Annotated in this window: 13 protein-coding genes; 7 read left to right on the plus strand and 6 right to left on the minus strand. The window is 71.2% G+C overall.

Features of this window, described 5'->3' with window-relative positions; genetic code table 11:
* Positions 1 to 281: 281 nt before the first annotated feature.
* From QM809_RS06750 to QM809_RS06765, 4 genes are all read right to left on the minus strand, one after another.
* Entirely contained in the window at positions 282 to 1,205 is a 924-nt protein-coding gene (locus QM809_RS06750) for an alpha/beta hydrolase-fold protein (RefSeq protein ID WP_415045036.1), read from the minus strand.
* Positions 1,206 to 1,274: 69 nt separating this feature from the next.
* Positions 1,275 to 1,541 carry a metal-sensitive transcriptional regulator gene (locus tag QM809_RS06755; protein WP_415045037.1) on the minus strand — a complete coding sequence of 89 codons (267 nt, stop codon included), beginning with the start codon at positions 1,539 to 1,541 and terminating at the stop codon, positions 1,275 to 1,277.
* 77 nt (positions 1,542 to 1,618) lie between these two features.
* Entirely contained in the window at positions 1,619 to 3,856 is a 2,238-nt protein-coding gene (locus tag QM809_RS06760) for an MMPL family transporter (RefSeq protein ID WP_415045038.1), read from the minus strand.
* Positions 3,857 to 4,119: 263 nt separating this feature from the next.
* Entirely contained in the window at positions 4,120 to 6,489 is a 2,370-nt protein-coding gene (locus QM809_RS06765) for a LuxR C-terminal-related transcriptional regulator (RefSeq protein ID WP_415045039.1), read from the minus strand.
* 73 nt (positions 6,490 to 6,562) lie between these two features.
* Here QM809_RS06765 and QM809_RS06770 point away from each other — a divergent pair, with 73 nt between their 5' ends.
* The 4 genes from QM809_RS06770 (at position 6,563) to QM809_RS06785 (ending at position 11,521) form a co-directional block, all read left to right on the plus strand.
* Positions 6,563 to 6,787, plus strand: a complete 225-nt coding sequence (locus QM809_RS06770) for a hypothetical protein (RefSeq protein WP_415045040.1) — start codon at positions 6,563 to 6,565, stop codon at positions 6,785 to 6,787.
* A 67-nt stretch (positions 6,788 to 6,854) separates the two neighbouring features.
* Positions 6,855 to 8,282 (plus strand): adenylosuccinate lyase, encoded by a 1,428-nt coding sequence (gene purB, locus QM809_RS06775; protein WP_415045041.1) that lies wholly within the window; start codon positions 6,855 to 6,857, stop codon positions 8,280 to 8,282.
* Positions 8,283 to 8,328: 46 nt separating this feature from the next.
* A complete protein-coding gene (locus QM809_RS06780) occupies positions 8,329 to 9,222 on the plus strand; it encodes a phosphoribosylaminoimidazolesuccinocarboxamide synthase (RefSeq protein WP_415045042.1) in 894 nt (297 codons plus the stop codon).
* Positions 9,215 to 11,521, plus strand: coding sequence for a prolyl oligopeptidase family serine peptidase (locus QM809_RS06785; RefSeq protein WP_415045043.1), 2,307 nt, complete (start codon positions 9,215 to 9,217; stop codon positions 11,519 to 11,521). The genes QM809_RS06780 and QM809_RS06785 overlap by 8 nt, the downstream gene beginning before the upstream one ends.
* 87 nt (positions 11,522 to 11,608) lie before the next feature.
* Here QM809_RS06785 and QM809_RS06790 read toward each other — a convergent pair whose 3' ends face one another.
* Positions 11,609 to 12,505 (minus strand): A/G-specific adenine glycosylase, encoded by an 897-nt coding sequence (locus QM809_RS06790; protein WP_415045044.1) that lies wholly within the window; start codon positions 12,503 to 12,505, stop codon positions 11,609 to 11,611.
* Between QM809_RS06790 and QM809_RS06795 the strand changes: the two genes are divergently transcribed.
* Together QM809_RS06795 and QM809_RS06800 are read left to right on the plus strand one after the other, a co-directional pair.
* Positions 12,504 to 13,121 (plus strand): carbonic anhydrase, encoded by a 618-nt coding sequence (locus tag QM809_RS06795; RefSeq protein ID WP_415045045.1) that lies wholly within the window; start codon positions 12,504 to 12,506, stop codon positions 13,119 to 13,121. The genes QM809_RS06790 and QM809_RS06795 overlap by 2 nt on opposite strands.
* Before the next feature lie 134 nt (positions 13,122 to 13,255).
* The gene (locus QM809_RS06800) at positions 13,256 to 13,996 is read left to right on the plus strand and encodes a hypothetical protein (RefSeq protein ID WP_415045046.1); all 741 of its coding nucleotides are present in this window, start codon (positions 13,256 to 13,258) and stop codon (positions 13,994 to 13,996) included.
* Between the two features lie 133 nt (positions 13,997 to 14,129).
* Here QM809_RS06800 and disA read toward each other — a convergent pair whose 3' ends face one another.
* The gene (gene disA, locus QM809_RS06805) at positions 14,130 to 15,215 is read right to left on the minus strand and encodes a DNA integrity scanning diadenylate cyclase DisA (protein ID WP_415045047.1); all 1,086 of its coding nucleotides are present in this window, start codon (positions 15,213 to 15,215) and stop codon (positions 14,130 to 14,132) included.
* An 84-nt stretch (positions 15,216 to 15,299) separates the two neighbouring features.
* On the opposite strand from disA, the gene QM809_RS06810 reads away from it, so the two are divergent.
* Positions 15,300 to 15,815: a PaaI family thioesterase gene (locus QM809_RS06810; protein WP_415045048.1), complete on the plus strand. Its 516-nt coding sequence runs from the start codon at positions 15,300 to 15,302 to the stop codon at positions 15,813 to 15,815.
* Positions 15,816 to 15,817 lie beyond the last annotated feature (2 nt).

The raw sequence follows: 15,817 nt of genomic DNA on the forward strand, positions 1-15,817 counted from the left end.
CCGACGACGTCCGGGGTCGCCCGCCGGGCACTCCGCGCTCGCCGAGCGCCGCCGTTTCTCCGGCGCTTCCACCCGACCCCGTGGCGTGTCACCCGGCCCGTGGCGTGTCGCGCCTCCTCTTCCATGTCGCGTCTCATGGACGGCGAGCGACATGGAAGAGGAGGCGCGACACGCCCCTGAAAGGGAGCTTCGGACACGGCCACGGGCCACGGGACACGGAAGAGGAAGCGCGACACGCTCCGAAGAGAGCCGCGGACGCGGGAGAGGAGCCGCCGCCTCGGTCAGTGCCTGGGGTTCGACAGCGCCAGATTCCGGCCCAGGAACTCGACCTGTTCGGGGAGCACCGAGCGCCAGTAGCGGGGGGTGTGCCCGCCCGGGGAGGTGCCGAACGCGGCGGGCGGATGCAGGTCCGCGGCCCACTGCCGGGTGTAGGTGTAGAACTGGTCGGCCGAGCCGATCGAGATCATCACCGGGATTCGGGCGAACTTGTTCTGCTGGCCGAACAGGGAGTTGGCCACGTAGTCGTCGTACGAGTCGAAGGCCCGAGGGGCGTAGGCGGTGGGGTCGGCCCACATCGCGGGGGAGCTGACGGCGATCGCCGCGATCTTCGGGGCGCCCACCAGGCTGCCGATGCGCAGTGCGCCGTAGCCGCCCATCGACCAGCCGAACAGCCCGTATCGGTCGACGCGCAGGTCGAGGCGATGGTCCGCGCCGAGCATCGGCAGGAACTCGTTGATGATCATCGCCGCGCCGTCGGCGCCGTCGGTCCGGAGGTGGTAGTAGTTGCGCCCGACGTCGGCGGAGGCGAGCGCGAACGGGGGGCCGCCGGCGTCGACGTAGTCCTGCAGCACGCGCTGCATGTTCATGCGCTGACCGAAGATGGTGCTCTCGTCGGTGTTGAGCGCGTGTGCGACGACGACCACCGGCAGCGTCCCGGTGACCCCGGTCGGGCGCACCGCGGCCCAGCGGACGGGCCTGCCCGCCATCGCCTGGGACACGAACGTGCCGGTCACGGGCACGGGGCCGCCCGGTGCGGGAGGAGCCTGGGTCTGGGTCGGGAGTTCGTCGCCGCCCAGCAGATCCTCGGGTTCGGCGGGTTGCGCGCTCTCGGCGGCACCGCACGCGGTCAGGGCGGCCAGAGACACGAGACCGGCGGCACCCTGGAGGAGATGTCGCCGGTTCGGTCGGTAGTCGTGCGATGTCATCGGCACCATGATAATGGTGAACACCGATCTGCGGCCCCGGTGGAGCCGAGGCGGCAGGATTGTGACGCGTCAGGCAAGGGCCAGGAACAACTTCTCGAGCTGTTCGACGTTGAGCTTCTCGCCGCCGTTCTGTTCCTCGGCCAGACACTCGCGCAGGCCCGTCGCCACGATCTTGAAACCGGCACGGTCGAGGGCGCTCGACACCGCGGCGAGCTGAGTCACCACGTCCTTGCACTCGCGGCCCTCTTCGATCATGTTGATCACCCCGGCCAACTGGCCGTGGGCGCGGCGCAGGCGGTTGAGGATGGTGGCGGTGGCTTCGTCGTCGCCGATCATGGGTCTTCCTCTCGTCGGGATCGCCCCAGTGTATGCCCGCTGGGGTATCGGGGTCGGTCGGCGGTCGGGCGGACGATTCAGTGCTTGAAGCTGATCCTCGGCAGCACGCGGTCGAGCCATCGAGGGCTCCACCAGGCGCCGTGTCCGGAGAGCCGCAGGACGGCGGGCAGCAGGACCAGGCGGATCAGCACGGCGTCGAGCAGGACGGCGACGCCCAGGATGATGCCCATCTCCTTCGGCGGCAGCGGCTGCGCCAGGGCGAAGGAGAAGAACACCGCCACCATCACCGCGGCCGCGGCGAAGATGATCCGGCCGGAGTAGGCCATGGCGTCGACCTGCGCCCGGTGGGGATCGTCGTGGTGCTCGTAGTGCTCCTTGGCGGTGGCCAGCAGGAACACCGTGTAGTCCATCGCGATCGCGAAGATCATCGCGAAGAAGAACACCGGACCCCAGCCGTTCAGGAAGCCCTGCGGCTCGAAGCCGAGCAGGCTCGCACCGATGCCGTCGCCGAAGATCAGCTTCGCGACGCCGAAGGCCGCGGCGGTGGACAGCAGGCTGACGACGGTGCCCAGCAGTGCGATCACCGGGGCGCGCAGCGCGACCAGCAGAAGCAGGAAGCCCAGCGCCAGGATGGTTCCCGCGACGCGCGGGAACCAGGTGTTCAGGGCGTGCTGCAGATCCAGGTTCTCCGCCGACGGGCCGCCGACCAGGGCTTCGGCGGGCAGGGCCGCGCGCAGGGCATCCAGGGTCGCGCCCAGGGAGTCGTCGGACGGGTCGGCCTTCGGCACGGCCTGGATCAGCACCAGCCCGGAGTCGTCGGCGGCGGGCGCTGCGGGCATGACGGCGGCGACGTCCGGGTCGTCGTGGGCGATCGCGGCGACGGCCTCGGCCCGGTCGGCCGGGGCGATCACGGTCAGCATGCCCGGGGCGCCCTCGCCCATCTTCTCGGCGACCACCTGGTAGCCCTGACGCACCGGGGCGTCCTCGGGCACGACGGCGATCGACGGCATCGCCACCTTGATGCCGAACACCGGCACGGCGAGCGCGATCAGCAGGCCGAGGGCGACGAGCGCCGGGCTCCATGGATGACGGTGCAGGAAACCGCCCCACCGGTGGAAGGCGGGCGAGACGCCGGGGCGGTGCGCGGACTCGTCGACCCTCCGCCTGCTCCACGGCAGCGCTCCGGCGTTGATCCGGTCGCCCAGTCCGGCCATGGTGGCCGGGAGCAGGGTGAGGCTTGCGGCCAGGACGAACGCGACGGCCAGCATGATCCCGATCGACATGGTGCGCACCGCGGGCGCCGGCACCATCAGCACCGCCGAGAGGCTCACCAGCACGGTCACGCCGGAGAGCAGGATGGCCTTGCCCGCGGTGTCCATGGTCTCGACGACCGCGTGGATCCCGGTGCGGCGGTCGTCGGGGTCCTCGCCCTCGGCGACGCGCACGGCGAGGGCCGCCCGGAACCGGGACACCATGAACAGCGCGTAGTCGATGCCCAGTGCGAGGGCGAACATCATGGCGAAGTTCATCGCCCACACCGAGATCGGCGTGACCGTGTTCAGCAGGACCAGGGCTCCGGCGGAGGCCACCAGACCGGCCAGGGTCAGCAGCAGCGGCAGGCCCGCGGCGACCAGCGAACCGAACGCGACGACCATGATCGCGAGGGTGACCGGCCAGGAGATCATCTCGGCCTTGACCATGGCGTCCTTGTTGGCCTTGTTGAAGTCGCTCCACAGGGCCGACGATCCGGTCGGATACACCTCGATGCCGTCTCCGGAGAGCCCGATGACGGCCGCCTTGTGCTCGTCGACGGCCTTGACCATGTCGTCGGTGCTCGACGCGGCGCCGATCACGGCGACGGCGGTGCGGCCGTCCGGGCTCACCGTCATGCCCGGTCGCGGTTCGATCACCTCGGCGAAGCGCGCGTCGGAGTCGGCGATCCGTCGGAGGGCGGTGATCACGCGTGCCTGCCGGGCGGGGTCGAGCGGTGCGTCGGGGGAGTCGATCACCACCTGCACCGCCGCCGACGACTGGCCGCCGAAGTGCTCCTGCGCCAGTTCGCGGACCCGGACCGATTCCGAGCCGTTCGCCTGCCAGCCCGCGCCGGCCAGCGACGAGAACACCGTCGGGGCGGCGGCACCGAGGCCGATCACCAGGACGGCCCAGATCGCGAAGACCCACCGGCGGCGGGTGGCGGCCACGTGTCCGAGGCGGGCCATCGGACCCGGCCTCGTCGTCGGTTCCGCAGCCGTGGGTTCCGCGGTCGCGGGGTCGTCGGCGTCCACCGTCGACGGCGGGGTGTCTTCCCGTGCCATGCCTACTCCGTTCATATACCCCATGGGGTATCAATTCGATGGTCACTGTATACCGGAGGGGGTATATTGACGCAAGGTCTCGACTCCGCTCGACCGGCGAGAGAAGACGCTCGACCGGCGACGGCATCGCCTGGCTCGACGACCGGTGCCTGGCCGTGACCACGACGACCGGGCGGCTCGCGGTGGTCGGCACCGTCGACGGGGCGGTGCTCCGCCTGCGCGGAGGTCCCTTCACACGCTGAGGTGCGCGGGCGCCGACAGTCTCATGCCTCGGGAGAGCGAGGAGCGGACCCCGCTCTCTCGAGCGCACCGGGCAGTTCGGCGCGGCGGTGCACACCGAGCTTCGCGTAGGCCCGCGCCGTGTGGTTCTGCACCGTCCGCGGCGAGATCCCCAGCCGTTCGGCGATCTCCCCGCTGGTCCAGCGTTCGGCGACCAGCTCGACCACCTCGCGCTCCCGGCGGGTCAGCAGAGGGCGACGGCCGGCGACGACGACGCGGACTCGATCCCACAGCGGGTCGGCCGCCACACCGCGCTCGGCGGCCACCGTGCGGGCGCGGTCGATCGCCGCGCGCACCGAGACACCGTCGACCAGCGCCCGGGCCAGCGCCGCGTAGTGGTCGCCGACGACCGCGGCCGCCGGGATGCGGTGCGCCCGATCCAGCGCCTCCCGAGCCTCGTCGAACCTTCCGGCGCAGGTCGAGGTCAGGGCGAGCCACTGGGCGGCGACCCGCTCGTCGCTGCGATGGCCGCTGCGATGCAGCAGATCGGCGGCGAGTCCGGCCTCGCGCACCGCGGTGGCGGCGTCGGCCCGGGCGAAGGCCGCCTCGGAGGCCAGGACGTGGATCAGCGAACGCTGGCGCAGGTCGGCCAACGGCGTCAGCTCTCGGATGCGCGCGAGTCCGTCGTCCACCGCGGCGAGGTCGCCGCGGGTGATCGCCCGGCGCAGGCGCAGTGCGGCCAACTGCGCCGCAGGCACTCCGGTCCGTTCCGGGGTGAGCGAGTCGAGGACCGCATCCATCTCCGGATCGCCCGCCACCTCGGCGGCGAGGAACCAGGTGGACCATGCGGCCGGCCGGAGCGTCGGATCGACGATCCCGCTCGCCAGGCGTAGGGCGCCGCTGGGGTCCGGCGCCCCGAGATAGGCGTCGATCAGGGTGCGCGCCACCTCGGTGACCGGGTGTTCGGGGGCATCCGCCAGCAGCTGCCGCGCCGTCTCGGGATCGGCATCGCGGAGAAAGACGAGGGTGGCCAGGAAGGGTTCGACGGGCGGCGTATCCGCGGGCGCCGGTCCGGCGGCGGCGATCCGGGCGAGACCCCCGGCCACGTCGTGGGCGGGCAGCGAACCGAGGAGCAGCGCGTGCGACCAGGTGGTCGCGTACTCCGGCCGCGGGTCGACGTCGAAGGCGATCGCCGCGTGCCGTTCCGCCTCGCCGGGGTCGCCGGAGGACAGGAGCGCCGCCGCGGCCGCGTGGTGGTCCGCGGCCTCCGCCCGCTCACCGATCCGCAGGGTCCAGCGGGCGCGCTGCACGCGGGAATCGGTCGCTGCGATCAACCGGGTCAGGGCGGCGCGCCGCCGCGGCGCGGAGGCGCGGGCGATCACCGCCTCGGCCACCGCCGCCGAGGCCGTCCGCAACCCGGTCTCGTCGGCCTCGATCAGGTCGGCGTCCAGCAGGTCGTCGACGAAGGCGAAGTCGCGGGCGGTGGCCCAGTCCAGGTGTCCGCTCAGGGCGACGGCCAGCAGTTCCTCCGCCGCGTACCGGTCGATCCCGGCCGTCCGCCGGGCGATGACGTCGTCGACCGACCGCGCCGTGCTCGCCGGGTCGCGCAGGAGCGCATCGAGCAGCTCCGGATTGCCCGCCGCCCGGCCCGCGTCGAACTCTCCGGGGTCGAGTCCGGCCGCGGCGACGAGCCCGGTGACGGCGTCGTCGTCCAACGGTGCGAGCCGGTGACGTGCCCAGGAACCGGCCGCGAGGAGGGCGACGAGCGACGGCGGCGCCTCGTCGGACGCCGCGGCGACCGTCCGCAACTCGGTCACGTCGCCCAGGGCGAGGAGCAGGTGCACCGTCGCGCCGTCGAGGCGGTCGACGTCGTCGACGACCACGGTGACGCCGGGCGGCCGGTGCGTGCGGTCGCGCAGTTCGTCGGCCAGTTCGGCGAGGCGGTCGGCGTCGCCGACCCGGAGGACCGTGCCGTGCGGTTCCCGTGCGACGGCGAACTCGGCGAGCAGGCGTGACTTCCCGGAACCGGGGCCGCCGGTGACCAGGACGCCGTCGTGCGTGCGCAGGAGTCGGGTGAGCGCGGCGAGGTCGTCGTCCCGGCCGAGGAGGGGCAGCGGGATGTGCCGAGGGCCGTCCAGGAGCAGCCGGTACCCGTCGGGTGCGGTGACCAGCGCTCCCGGCGGGAGGACGGTGCGCAGCCGGCTGAGCACCGTGGCCAGGGCCGCGGCCGGATCGCGCGGGCGCCGCTGCGGCCAGACGGCGGCGATCAACTGCTGCGCCGTCAGCGGTCCGTCGGCGCGCAGGAGCACGGTCGCCGCCCGGTGCACCGTCGGCCGCAGCGCAATGCGGCGACGCCGGTCGTCGACCAGCTCCATGCGGGGGACGGTGACGTACCCGACTGCCCGACCTCCCACTTTCCGCCTCCTTCATCGCACTGAGTAATTCTTGCTCATGGCGGCGTCGTTCGCATCGGGGAGGCTGCGGAGCATGAAAGCGATCCGATTCTTGATGCTGCTGGCCGTGCTGACCGGACTTGCGGGGGTGATCGCCGTCGGCGTGGCCCTGTCCATGGCGGCCTCCGACGAGACCGCGCTCGTCGTCGTCCTGTGGATCGCGGCCGCAGTGTGCGTGAGCATCGCGATCGCGGCGACCGTCGGAGTCCGCGCCCTCAACGCGCGTCACGGCACCGAATACACGCTCTTCACCGTCTGAGTCGTTCGACGACCCGCGCCTCGGCCGATTCTCCACTGCGGCCGACGGCCCACTAGACTGGCTCGACGTGGGAAAACCTGCCATCAGCAACGTCCTCGCCAGCCGTTACGCCTCGGCCGATCTCGCTGAGATCTGGTCGCCGCGCAACAAGATCATCCTCGAGCGCAAGCTCTGGATCGCCGTGCTCAAAGCGCAGCGTGAACTGGGCATCGAGGTGCCCGAGAACGCCGTCGCCGACTACGAGGCCGTCGTCGATCAGGTGGACCTCGACTCGATCGCCGAACGGGAGCGGGTCACCCGGCACGACGTGAAGGCCCGGATCGAGGAGTTCTGCGCCCTCGCCGGTCACGAGCAGATCCACAAGGGCATGACCAGCCGCGATCTCACCGAGAACGTGGAGCAGCTGCAGATCCTGAGTTCCCTGCAGTACGTGCGCGGCCACACCGTCGCCCTGCTGGCCCGGATCACCGAGCGCGCCGCGCAGTACGGCTCGGTCGTGATGGCCGGTCGCAGCCACAACGTCGCCGCGCAGGCCACCACCCTCGGCAAGCGGTTCGCCTCGGCCGCCGACGAGCTGATGATCGCGCTGACCCGTCTGGACGAACTGATCGCCCGCTACCCGCTGCGCGGCATCAAGGGCCCGATGGGCACCAGCCAGGACATGCTCGACCTGCTCGACGGCGATGCCGCCGCCCTCGACGCCCTCGAGGGCAAGGTGGCCGCCCACCTCGGTTTCGCCAACGCGCTCACCTCGGTGGGGCAGGTGTACCCGCGGTCGCTCGACTACGACGTCGTCTCCGGGCTGGTGCAGCTGGCCGCCGCGCCGTCGTCGCTCGCGACCACCATCCGGCTGATGGCCGGCCACGAACTGGTGACCGAGGGCTTCCAGCCCGGCCAGGTCGGCAGCTCGGCCATGCCGCACAAGATGAACACCCGCAGCTGCGAGCGCGTCAACGGCCTGGCCGTGATCCTGCGCGGCTACGCCTCGATGGCCGGGGAGCTGGCCGGCGCCCAGTGGAACGAGGGCGACGTCTTCTGCTCGGTGGTCCGCCGGGTGGCGCTGCCGGATGCGTTCTTCGCCTACGACGGCCTGCTCGAGACCTTCCTCACCGTGCTCGACGAGTTCGGCGCCTACCCGGCCGTGATCGCCAACGAGCTCGACCGCTACCTGCCGTTCCTGGCCACCACCAAGGTGCTCATGGCGTCGGTGCGCGCCGGTGTCGGCCGGGAGACCGCGCACGAGGCGATCAAGGAGAACGCCGTCGCCGTCGCCCTCGCCATGCGGGAGGAGGGCCGCGAGCCCGATCTGCTCGACCGGCTGGCCGCCGACGACCGGATCCCGCTCGACCGTGCCGCGCTCGACGTGCTGATCGCCGACAAGTCGGCCTTCGTCGGCGCCGCCGAGGCACAGGTGGCCGACGTCGTCGCCGCGGCCGCCGCGGTGATCGAGTCCGCTCCCGACGCCGCGGCCTACCGTCCGGCCCCCATTCTCTAATCCGTCCCATCCTGGAATCCACCACCGTCACCCAGAGGATCCGCGCATGCGTCCCGCACTCTCCGACTACCGTCACGTCGCCTCGGGCAAGGTCCGCGACATCTACGAGATCGACGACGACACGCTGCTGCTCGTCACGTCCGACCGGATCTCCGCGTACGACTTCGTCCTGGACACCCCGATCCCGGACAAGGGGCGGATCCTCACCGCGGCCAGCTTCTTCTGGTTCGACGAGCTGACCGTGCCGAACCATCTCGCCGGCGGTCCGACGGACGAGCGGATCCCCGCGGAGCTCGTCGGCCGCTCGATGGTGGTGCGCAAGCTGCCGATGGTGCAGGTGGAGTGCGTCGCGCGCGGCTACCTGACCGGCTCGGGGCTGCTCGACTACCAGGCGACCGGCGCGGTGTGCGGGGTGAAGTTGCCCGCCGGACTGGTCGAGGCGGACCGGCTCCCGCAGCCGATCTTCACCCCGGCCACCAAGGCCGCGCAGGGCGATCACGACGAGAACGTGAGCTTCGAGTACGTCGCCGAGCAGGTCGGCGACGATCTGGCCCGCACCCTGCGCGATCTGACGCTCGACGTCTACTCGCGTGGCGCCGACCTCGCCCGTGAGCGCGGCATCCTGCTCGCCGACACCAAGTTCGAGTTCGGCCGGGCCGAGGACGGTTCGCTGGTGCTGGCCGACGAGGTGCTCACCCCCGACTCGTCGCGCTACTGGGAGGCCGCCACCTGGAAGCCGGGGGAGGTGCAGCCGAGCTTCGACAAGCAGATCGTCCGCAACTGGCTCACCTCCGCCGAATCCGGGTGGGACCGCCACGGCACCGTGCCGCCCCCGCCGCTGCCCGACGACGTCGCCGAGCGCACCCGCGCCCGGTACATCGAGGCCTACGAGCGGATCTCGGGCCTGAGCTTCGCCGACTGGCCGAACGCCGATGTCTGAGCCCGCCGCGTCGTCGGACGCGCCCGTCGTCCCGTCTGCTGAGCCCGTCGTGTCGCCCGAGACGGCCGCCGCTTCGCCTGCTGAGCCCGCTGTGTCGCCGGAGACGGCCGCCGCTTCGCCTGCTGAGCCGGTCGAGGAACGCAGTGACGAGACCGTGTCGAAGCCTCCCCGCGCCAAGAAGATCCCCACCCGGCGCGAATTCCACGGCGACGTCTTCGTCGACCCGTACGAGTGGATGCGCGACAAGGACGATCCCGAGGTGATCGCCTACCTCGAAGCCCAGAACACCTACGCCGAAGCGCAGACCGCCGACCTGGCCGACCTCCGCACGGACGTGTACGGCGAGATCAAGGCGCGCACCCGGGAGACCGACATGTCGGTCCCGGTGCGCATCGGCGGCTACTGGTACTACGGGCGCAGCGAGGAGGGCCGGTCGTACGCGATCCACTGCCGCTGCCCGATCGCCGGCGACGACGACTGGACGCCGCCGGAGGTGTCGCCGGACGGCCCGCTCGAGGGCGAGGAGATCATCCTCGACGGCAACGTCGAAGCCGAGGGACACGACTTCTTCGCGCTCGCCGCGAACACCGTGAGCGACGACGGGAAGTGGCTGGCGTACAGCATCGACACCGTCGGCGACGAGCGCTACACGCTGCGCATCAAGAACCTGGAGACCGGCGAGCTGCTGCCCGACGTGATCCCCGGGACCGCGGGCGATGCCACCTGGTCGAAGGACGCGAAGTACCTGTTCTATCTGACCGTCGACGAGGCGTGGCGGCCCGACACCGTGTGGCGGCACGAGGTGGGTTCGGGTTCCCCCGACGAGACCGGCGGCGACACCCAGGTGTTCCACGAGCCCGACGAACGGTTCTGGGTCGGTTTCGGGTCCACGCACAGCTCCGAGTACCTGGTGATCGTCGTCGACTCCAAGCTGACCAGCGAGGTGTTCACCCTGCCGATGACCGACCCGACCGGTGAGTTCACCAGCGTCGCGGGCCGGACCGAGGGCGTCGAATACCACGCCGAGCACGCGCGGCTGGACGGCGAGGACTACTTCGTCATCGTGCACAACGGCGAGGTGGACGGCGTCAAGGCGAACGACTTCGCCGTCGACGTGATGCCGGTCGGCGACCCGTCCGCGCGCCGGACCCTGATCGGGCCGCGGCCGTCGTTCCGGATCGAGGACGTCGCCTGTTTCGCCGACTACCTGGTGCTCTCGTATCGGGAGGCGGCGCTGCCGCGCCTGGCGATCGCCGATCTGCGCGACCGCACCGGTCTGCCCGCCGCCGACGACTTCGTCCCGGTGACGTTCGAGCAGGAACTGTGCTCGGTCGGTCTCGGCGCGAACCCGGAATGGAACACCCCGCACCTGCGGATCGTGTACGCCAGCTACGTCGAGCCCGCCGAGGTGCTCGACCTCGACGTCGGCACCGGCGAGCGCACCCTGCTCAAACGGAGCATCGTGCTCGGCGAGTTCGATCCGGCCGACTACGTGGCGACCCGGGAATGGGCGGTCGCCGACGACGGGACGCAGATCCCGGTCTCGATCGTGCGCCGCGCCGACGCGGACCCGGATCGTCCGGCGCCGCTGCTGCTCAACGGCTACGGCGCCTACGAGATCCCGATGGATCCGGGGTTCTCCGTCTCGGCGCTCTCGCTGCTCGACCGCGGTGTCGCCATCGCGACCGCGCACATCCGCGGCGGCGGCGAACTGGGCCGCGCGTGGTACGAGGGCGGCCGCCTCCTGAACAAGCGCAACACCTTCACCGACTTCATCGCCGTCGCACGGCACCTGATCGAGACCGGGTGGACCACGCCGGGACAGCTGGTCGCCGACGGCGGTTCGGCCGGCGGTCTCCTGATGGGCGCCGTCGCCAACATGGCGCCCGAACTCTTCGGCGGGATCCTCGCCGCGGTGCCCTTCGTCGACCCGCTCACCTCGATCCTCGACCCCTCGCTGCCGCTCACCGTCACCGAGTGGGAGGAGTGGGGCGATCCGCTGCACGACGCCCAGGTGTACTCGTACATCCGCGGCTACTCGCCGTACGAGAACGTCGCCCCGCGCCCGTACCCGGCCATGCTGATCCTGAACTCGCTCAACGACACCCGCGTGCTCTTCACCGAGGCCGCCAAGTGGGCGGCGAGCCTGCAGGAGGCGACGACGTCGGACGCCCCGATCCTGCTGCGCACCGAGATGAAGGCCGGCCACGGCGGGGTGTCGGGGCGGTACAAGCAGTGGGAGGAGGCGGCCTTCGAGCTCGCCTGGATCCTCCGCCGTTCCGGAGCCGTCCCCCGCTGATCGAACCCCCGCTGACCGAACCCCCTCGCTGATCGAGCCCCCCTCCGCTGATCGAGCGGAGTCGAGATCCCCCTCCGAGGCGTACGGTCAGCCGCCCTCGCCGGCCAGACAGAACAACCCGGCGTCGGTCAGCTCCACCAGGCCGTCGGTGAGCAGCGAGTCGAGTGCGCGGTCGCGCTGGGCGGTGTCCCGCGTCCAGGCGATGTCCAGGGCGGCCCGCTCCACCGGACCGGTGCTGCCGCGCAACACGTCGAGCAGCTTGCCGCGGGCCTGCCGGTCGGTGCCCTCGTACTTCTGGGTGCGGCGCGGCGGACCGTCGTACACGGGTCTTCCGCGAGCCAGCCAGAGGCACGTCTCGGTGATCGGGCACTCGTCGCACTTCGGGTTCCGGGCGGTGCAGACCAGTGCGCCGAGCTCCATCAGCGCCGCGGAGAACTCGGGCGCCTCGGGGGCGTACGAGCCGTCGGGGTTCCGGGGTGCGAGCGCGTCGGCGTCGGCCAGATCGGCCTTCGCCGGGTTGCCGGGCTCGCGGCCGTGGACGGCTCGCGCGATCACCCTCCGCACATTGGTGTCGACCACCGGCACCGCCTGCCCGTAGGCGAAACAGGCGACGGCGCGGGCCGTGTAATCACCGATGCCGGGCAGCTTCAGGAGGGTGTCGACGTCGTCCGGGACGGTGTCGCCGTGCCGGTCGGCGAGAACCTTCGCGCATTCGTGCAGGCGCATCGCGCGCCGCGGATAGCCGAGCTTCCCCCACGCCCGCAGCACCTCGCCGCCGGATTCGGCGGCCATCGCCGACGGCACCGGCCAGCGTCGGACCCACTCCCGCCACGGTCCCTCGACCCGGGCGACGGGGGTCTGCTGCAGCATGATCTCGCTGATCAGGATGTGCCATCCCGAGATGCCGGATTCGCGCCACGGGAGCTTCCTGTGCACGATCCTGAACCAGTCGAGCAGCGGTTCCTTTGGCACACTAGGACGCATGAAAGATCTCACTCCGGCGCAGGCATGGCAGATCATCAAGGAAGGCAACGAGCGCTTCGTTCGGGGTGAGTCGATACATCCCAGCCAGGGTATCGCCGACCGCGCCAAGCTCGTCGACGGCCAGGCCCCGCACGTGGTGCTGTTCGGCTGCGGCGACTCCCGAGTGGCCGCCGAGGTGATCTTCGACCAGGGGCTCGGCGACATGTTCGTGGTCCGCACCGCGGGCCACGTGATCGACTCCTCGGTGCTCGGCTCCATCGAATTCGGCGTCGACATCCTCAACGTCCCGCTGATCGTGGTGCTGGGGCACGACAGCTGCGGTGCCATCTCCGCCACCCTCCGCGCCCTCGATCACCTCGAGTTGCCCTCGGGGTACGTGCGCAGCATCGTCGAGCGGGTGGCCCCGAGCGTCATCGCCGGCCGCGGCGAGGGACTGACCCGCGTCGACGAGTTCGAGATCAAGCACGTCAACGAGACCGGCAAACTGCTGATGGAACGCAGCCGGATCATCGCCGAGCGGGTCGAGGACGGGCGGCTGGCCATCGTCGGGCTGAACTACCACCTGAGCGACGGCGCCGTGACGCTGTCCGGGAAGATCGGCGACATCGGCGAGTAGGGACGTCGGTCCACGGTGATGCGGTGCGCCGCCGCTCGACGGCACCTGAGTGCAGACCGTGATCGTGAGCGCAACTCGCGACACGCCGCGTCAGGTGGGCAACGCCCCTGGTCTGCGGCGATACCGTGGCTCACGTGAACGAACCATCCGGACCGCTGCCCCCCGAGGTGTACTGGCGCCGTCGGCTTCTCGCCACCGGTGTCGCGGTGGTCGCGGTCGCCGTGGTGATCGGTCTGATCATCTGGGCATCGTCCTCGGGGAACGACGACGATTCGTCCACCACGAACGCCGCCGCGAGCTCCAGCAGCCCCGCCTCCTCGCCGCCCGCGTCCTCGGCGCCGGCCGCCCCGGCCGAATCGAAGACGTCGGCCCCGCAGCCGCCGGCGCAGTCGTCGTCCGCGGCGCCCGCCCGCTCGGGTGCACCGACGACCACGTCGCCGCCCCCTCCGGCCGAGGGCGCGAACGGCGTCCCGTGTTCGGATCAGGCGATCTCGGTGGTCCTCTACACCGACAAGCCGACGTACGCCAAGGGCGATCAGCCGGTGTTCACCCTGGTGACCACGAACGGCGGTCTGGCCCCGTGCTCGCGTGACGTCGGCAAGGCGGCCCAGAACGTGGTGGTCCGCTCGCTCGACGGCACCCGGACCCTCTGGGCCGCACAGGACTGTGCGCCGGACAAGACCGTCAAGGAGCAGGTGCTGGGCCCGGGCCAGCAGGTCACCGACACCGTCACCTGGTCGGGCACCACCAGCAGTCCGGGCTGTGACAAGCCGCGCGCGGCGATCCCCGTCGGCGCCTACCAGGCGATCGCGAAGCTCGGAGCGAAGGAGTCGGCGCCGATCACGTTCAACGTCATCGCGCCGCCGCAGCGCTGAACATCGGCTCGGGTGCCTCCGCGCCCGGCGGTCCGGCCACTCGTTTCACCCGCGGGCGGCGCGGCGGATCGGGCGGGCGGCTCGTCGTTCACGGTCGCGAGTCCCAACGAGAACCCCGCCGCGAAAGGCGCCCTTAGTCGAAGCGTTCCAGGCTGCTCTCGGCCAGCCGGGACAGGCCCTCGCGGATGTGTCGGGCCCAGACGCTGCCGATCCCCTCGACCGACTGCAGGTCCGCCGCGCTGCAGGCGAGCAGCGCCTGAAGGGTTCCGAACTCGCGGACCAGACGGTCGATGTGCCCGAACTGGAGGCGGGAGATCCGGGCCAGCAGACGGTAGCCGCGCGGGCTCATCGGGAGATCCTGCGCCTCGATCGTCGTCGGATATCCGAACGCGCCGGCCACCAGGGTCAGGTCGAGCAGATCGGCGTTCGACAGATTCTCCAGCGAGTCCAGGATCTGGCGCACCTGCTCGGTGCCGACCGGCTCCGGGGCGGGCTGGTAGTCGCGGACCAGCAGCTCCCGCATGATGTCGTTCTCACTGGTCAGCTCTTCGAGCTGGAGATCCACCTGGCGGCCGTAGGTGCCGAGCTCCAGGACGTACTCCTCGATCTCGACGCCGACGCGGCGCACCATCTCCATGCGCTGCGCGGTGCTGCAGGCGTCGCGCAGCAGGACGTAGTCCTCGATCTCCGCGCGGGACAGCTGCGCGCTCACCTCGTCGAGCCGAGCCTTGTACCGCTCCAGGGTCGAGAGGGCGACGTTGGCGCGGGACAGCAGCGCATCGGGGTTCTCCACCACGCGGCGCGCACCGTCGACGTAGAGGCTCACGATCGACATCGAGGCGCTCACGGTGAGCACCGGTGTGCCGGTCTGAATCGCGGTGCGCTCGGCCGCGCGATGGCGGGTCCCGGACTCGGCGGTCGGGATGGTCGGGTCGGGGACCAGCTGCACGTTGGCCCGCAGGATCCGGGTGCCGTCGTCGGAGAGCACCACCGCGCCGTCCATCTTGGCCAACTCGCGCAGCCGCGTGGGCGCGAACTCCACGTCCAGGTGGAATCCGCCGTCGCAGATGCGTTCGGTGTCGTCGTCGTGCCCGAGGACGATGAGGGCGCCGGTCCCGCCGCGGAGGATCCGCTCGAGACCGTCGCGCAGGCCCGTGCCGGGCGCGACCCGGCGGAGAGTCGCCCGGGTTCGTTCGGACGGCGGCTCACTGCTGGTCATCATGTCTCCGATGAGTGTGGACGGGGGCGGCGGAACAGGCTCGATGGATGGCGCTGTGACGCACATGGATTAGCCTAACCGGGTGTGAAATCAGTCTTTGATCTGCCTGAGAACCCCGAGCCGTTGATCCGCCATCCCCAGGCGCCCGCCCCGGGCGGGGAGATCCGCCTCCACCGCGGTCAGTGCTTCGGGTGCAGCGACGAGTCGCCGGTCGGTCTGCGGCTCCGGGTCCGGACCGGGGAGGGGCTGCGGGTGAGCGCCGAACTGTCCGTCGAACCGTGGATGCAGGGCGGTCCCGGCGTGATCCACGGCGGACTGCTGGCCGCGGCGTTCGACGAGGTGATGGGCACCGCGCCGCTGGTGATCGGGATCCCGCCGGTCACCGGCCACCTCGAGGTGGACTACGCCAAGCCGATCCCGCTCGGTACCGTCTTGACGATCGAGGCCGAGGTGGTGGCCAAGGAGCGCCGGAAACTGTACATCGAGGCGCTCGCGCACTACGGCGACCGGGCCGAGCCGATGGCGGCCGCGCACGGGATCTTCATCCAGATCGACGTCCGTAAGCACTTCGAGGCGTACAAGGACCGATCGGCGGGCTGACC

Origin of the sequence: Gordonia sp. (in: high G+C Gram-positive bacteria), assembly GCF_047600385.1 — a bacterium.
Taxonomy (GTDB): domain Bacteria; phylum Actinomycetota; class Actinomycetes; order Mycobacteriales; family Mycobacteriaceae; genus Gordonia.

What these genes read in the sequence shown, in the direction of transcription:
- QM809_RS06760 (WP_415045038.1), bottom strand. Translation starts at nt 3,856, where the DNA reads ATGGCACGGGAAGACACCCCGCCGTCGACGGTGGACGCCGACGACCCC.
- QM809_RS06785 (WP_415045043.1), top strand. Translation starts at nt 9,215, where the DNA reads ATGTCTGAGCCCGCCGCGTCGTCGGACGCGCCCGTCGTCCCGTCTGCT.
- QM809_RS06750 (WP_415045036.1), bottom strand. Translation starts at nt 1,205, where the DNA reads ATGACATCGCACGACTACCGACCGAACCGGCGACATCTCCTCCAGGGT.
- QM809_RS06790 (WP_415045044.1), bottom strand. Translation starts at nt 12,505, where the DNA reads ATGCGTCCTAGTGTGCCAAAGGAACCGCTGCTCGACTGGTTCAGGATC.
- disA (WP_415045047.1), bottom strand. Translation starts at nt 15,215, where the DNA reads ATGACCAGCAGTGAGCCGCCGTCCGAACGAACCCGGGCGACTCTCCGC.
- QM809_RS06795 (WP_415045045.1), top strand. Translation starts at nt 12,504, where the DNA reads ATGAAAGATCTCACTCCGGCGCAGGCATGGCAGATCATCAAGGAAGGC.
- QM809_RS06770 (WP_415045040.1), top strand. Translation starts at nt 6,563, where the DNA reads ATGAAAGCGATCCGATTCTTGATGCTGCTGGCCGTGCTGACCGGACTT.
- QM809_RS06755 (WP_415045037.1), bottom strand. Translation starts at nt 1,541, where the DNA reads ATGATCGGCGACGACGAAGCCACCGCCACCATCCTCAACCGCCTGCGC.
- QM809_RS06780 (WP_415045042.1), top strand. Translation starts at nt 8,329, where the DNA reads ATGCGTCCCGCACTCTCCGACTACCGTCACGTCGCCTCGGGCAAGGTC.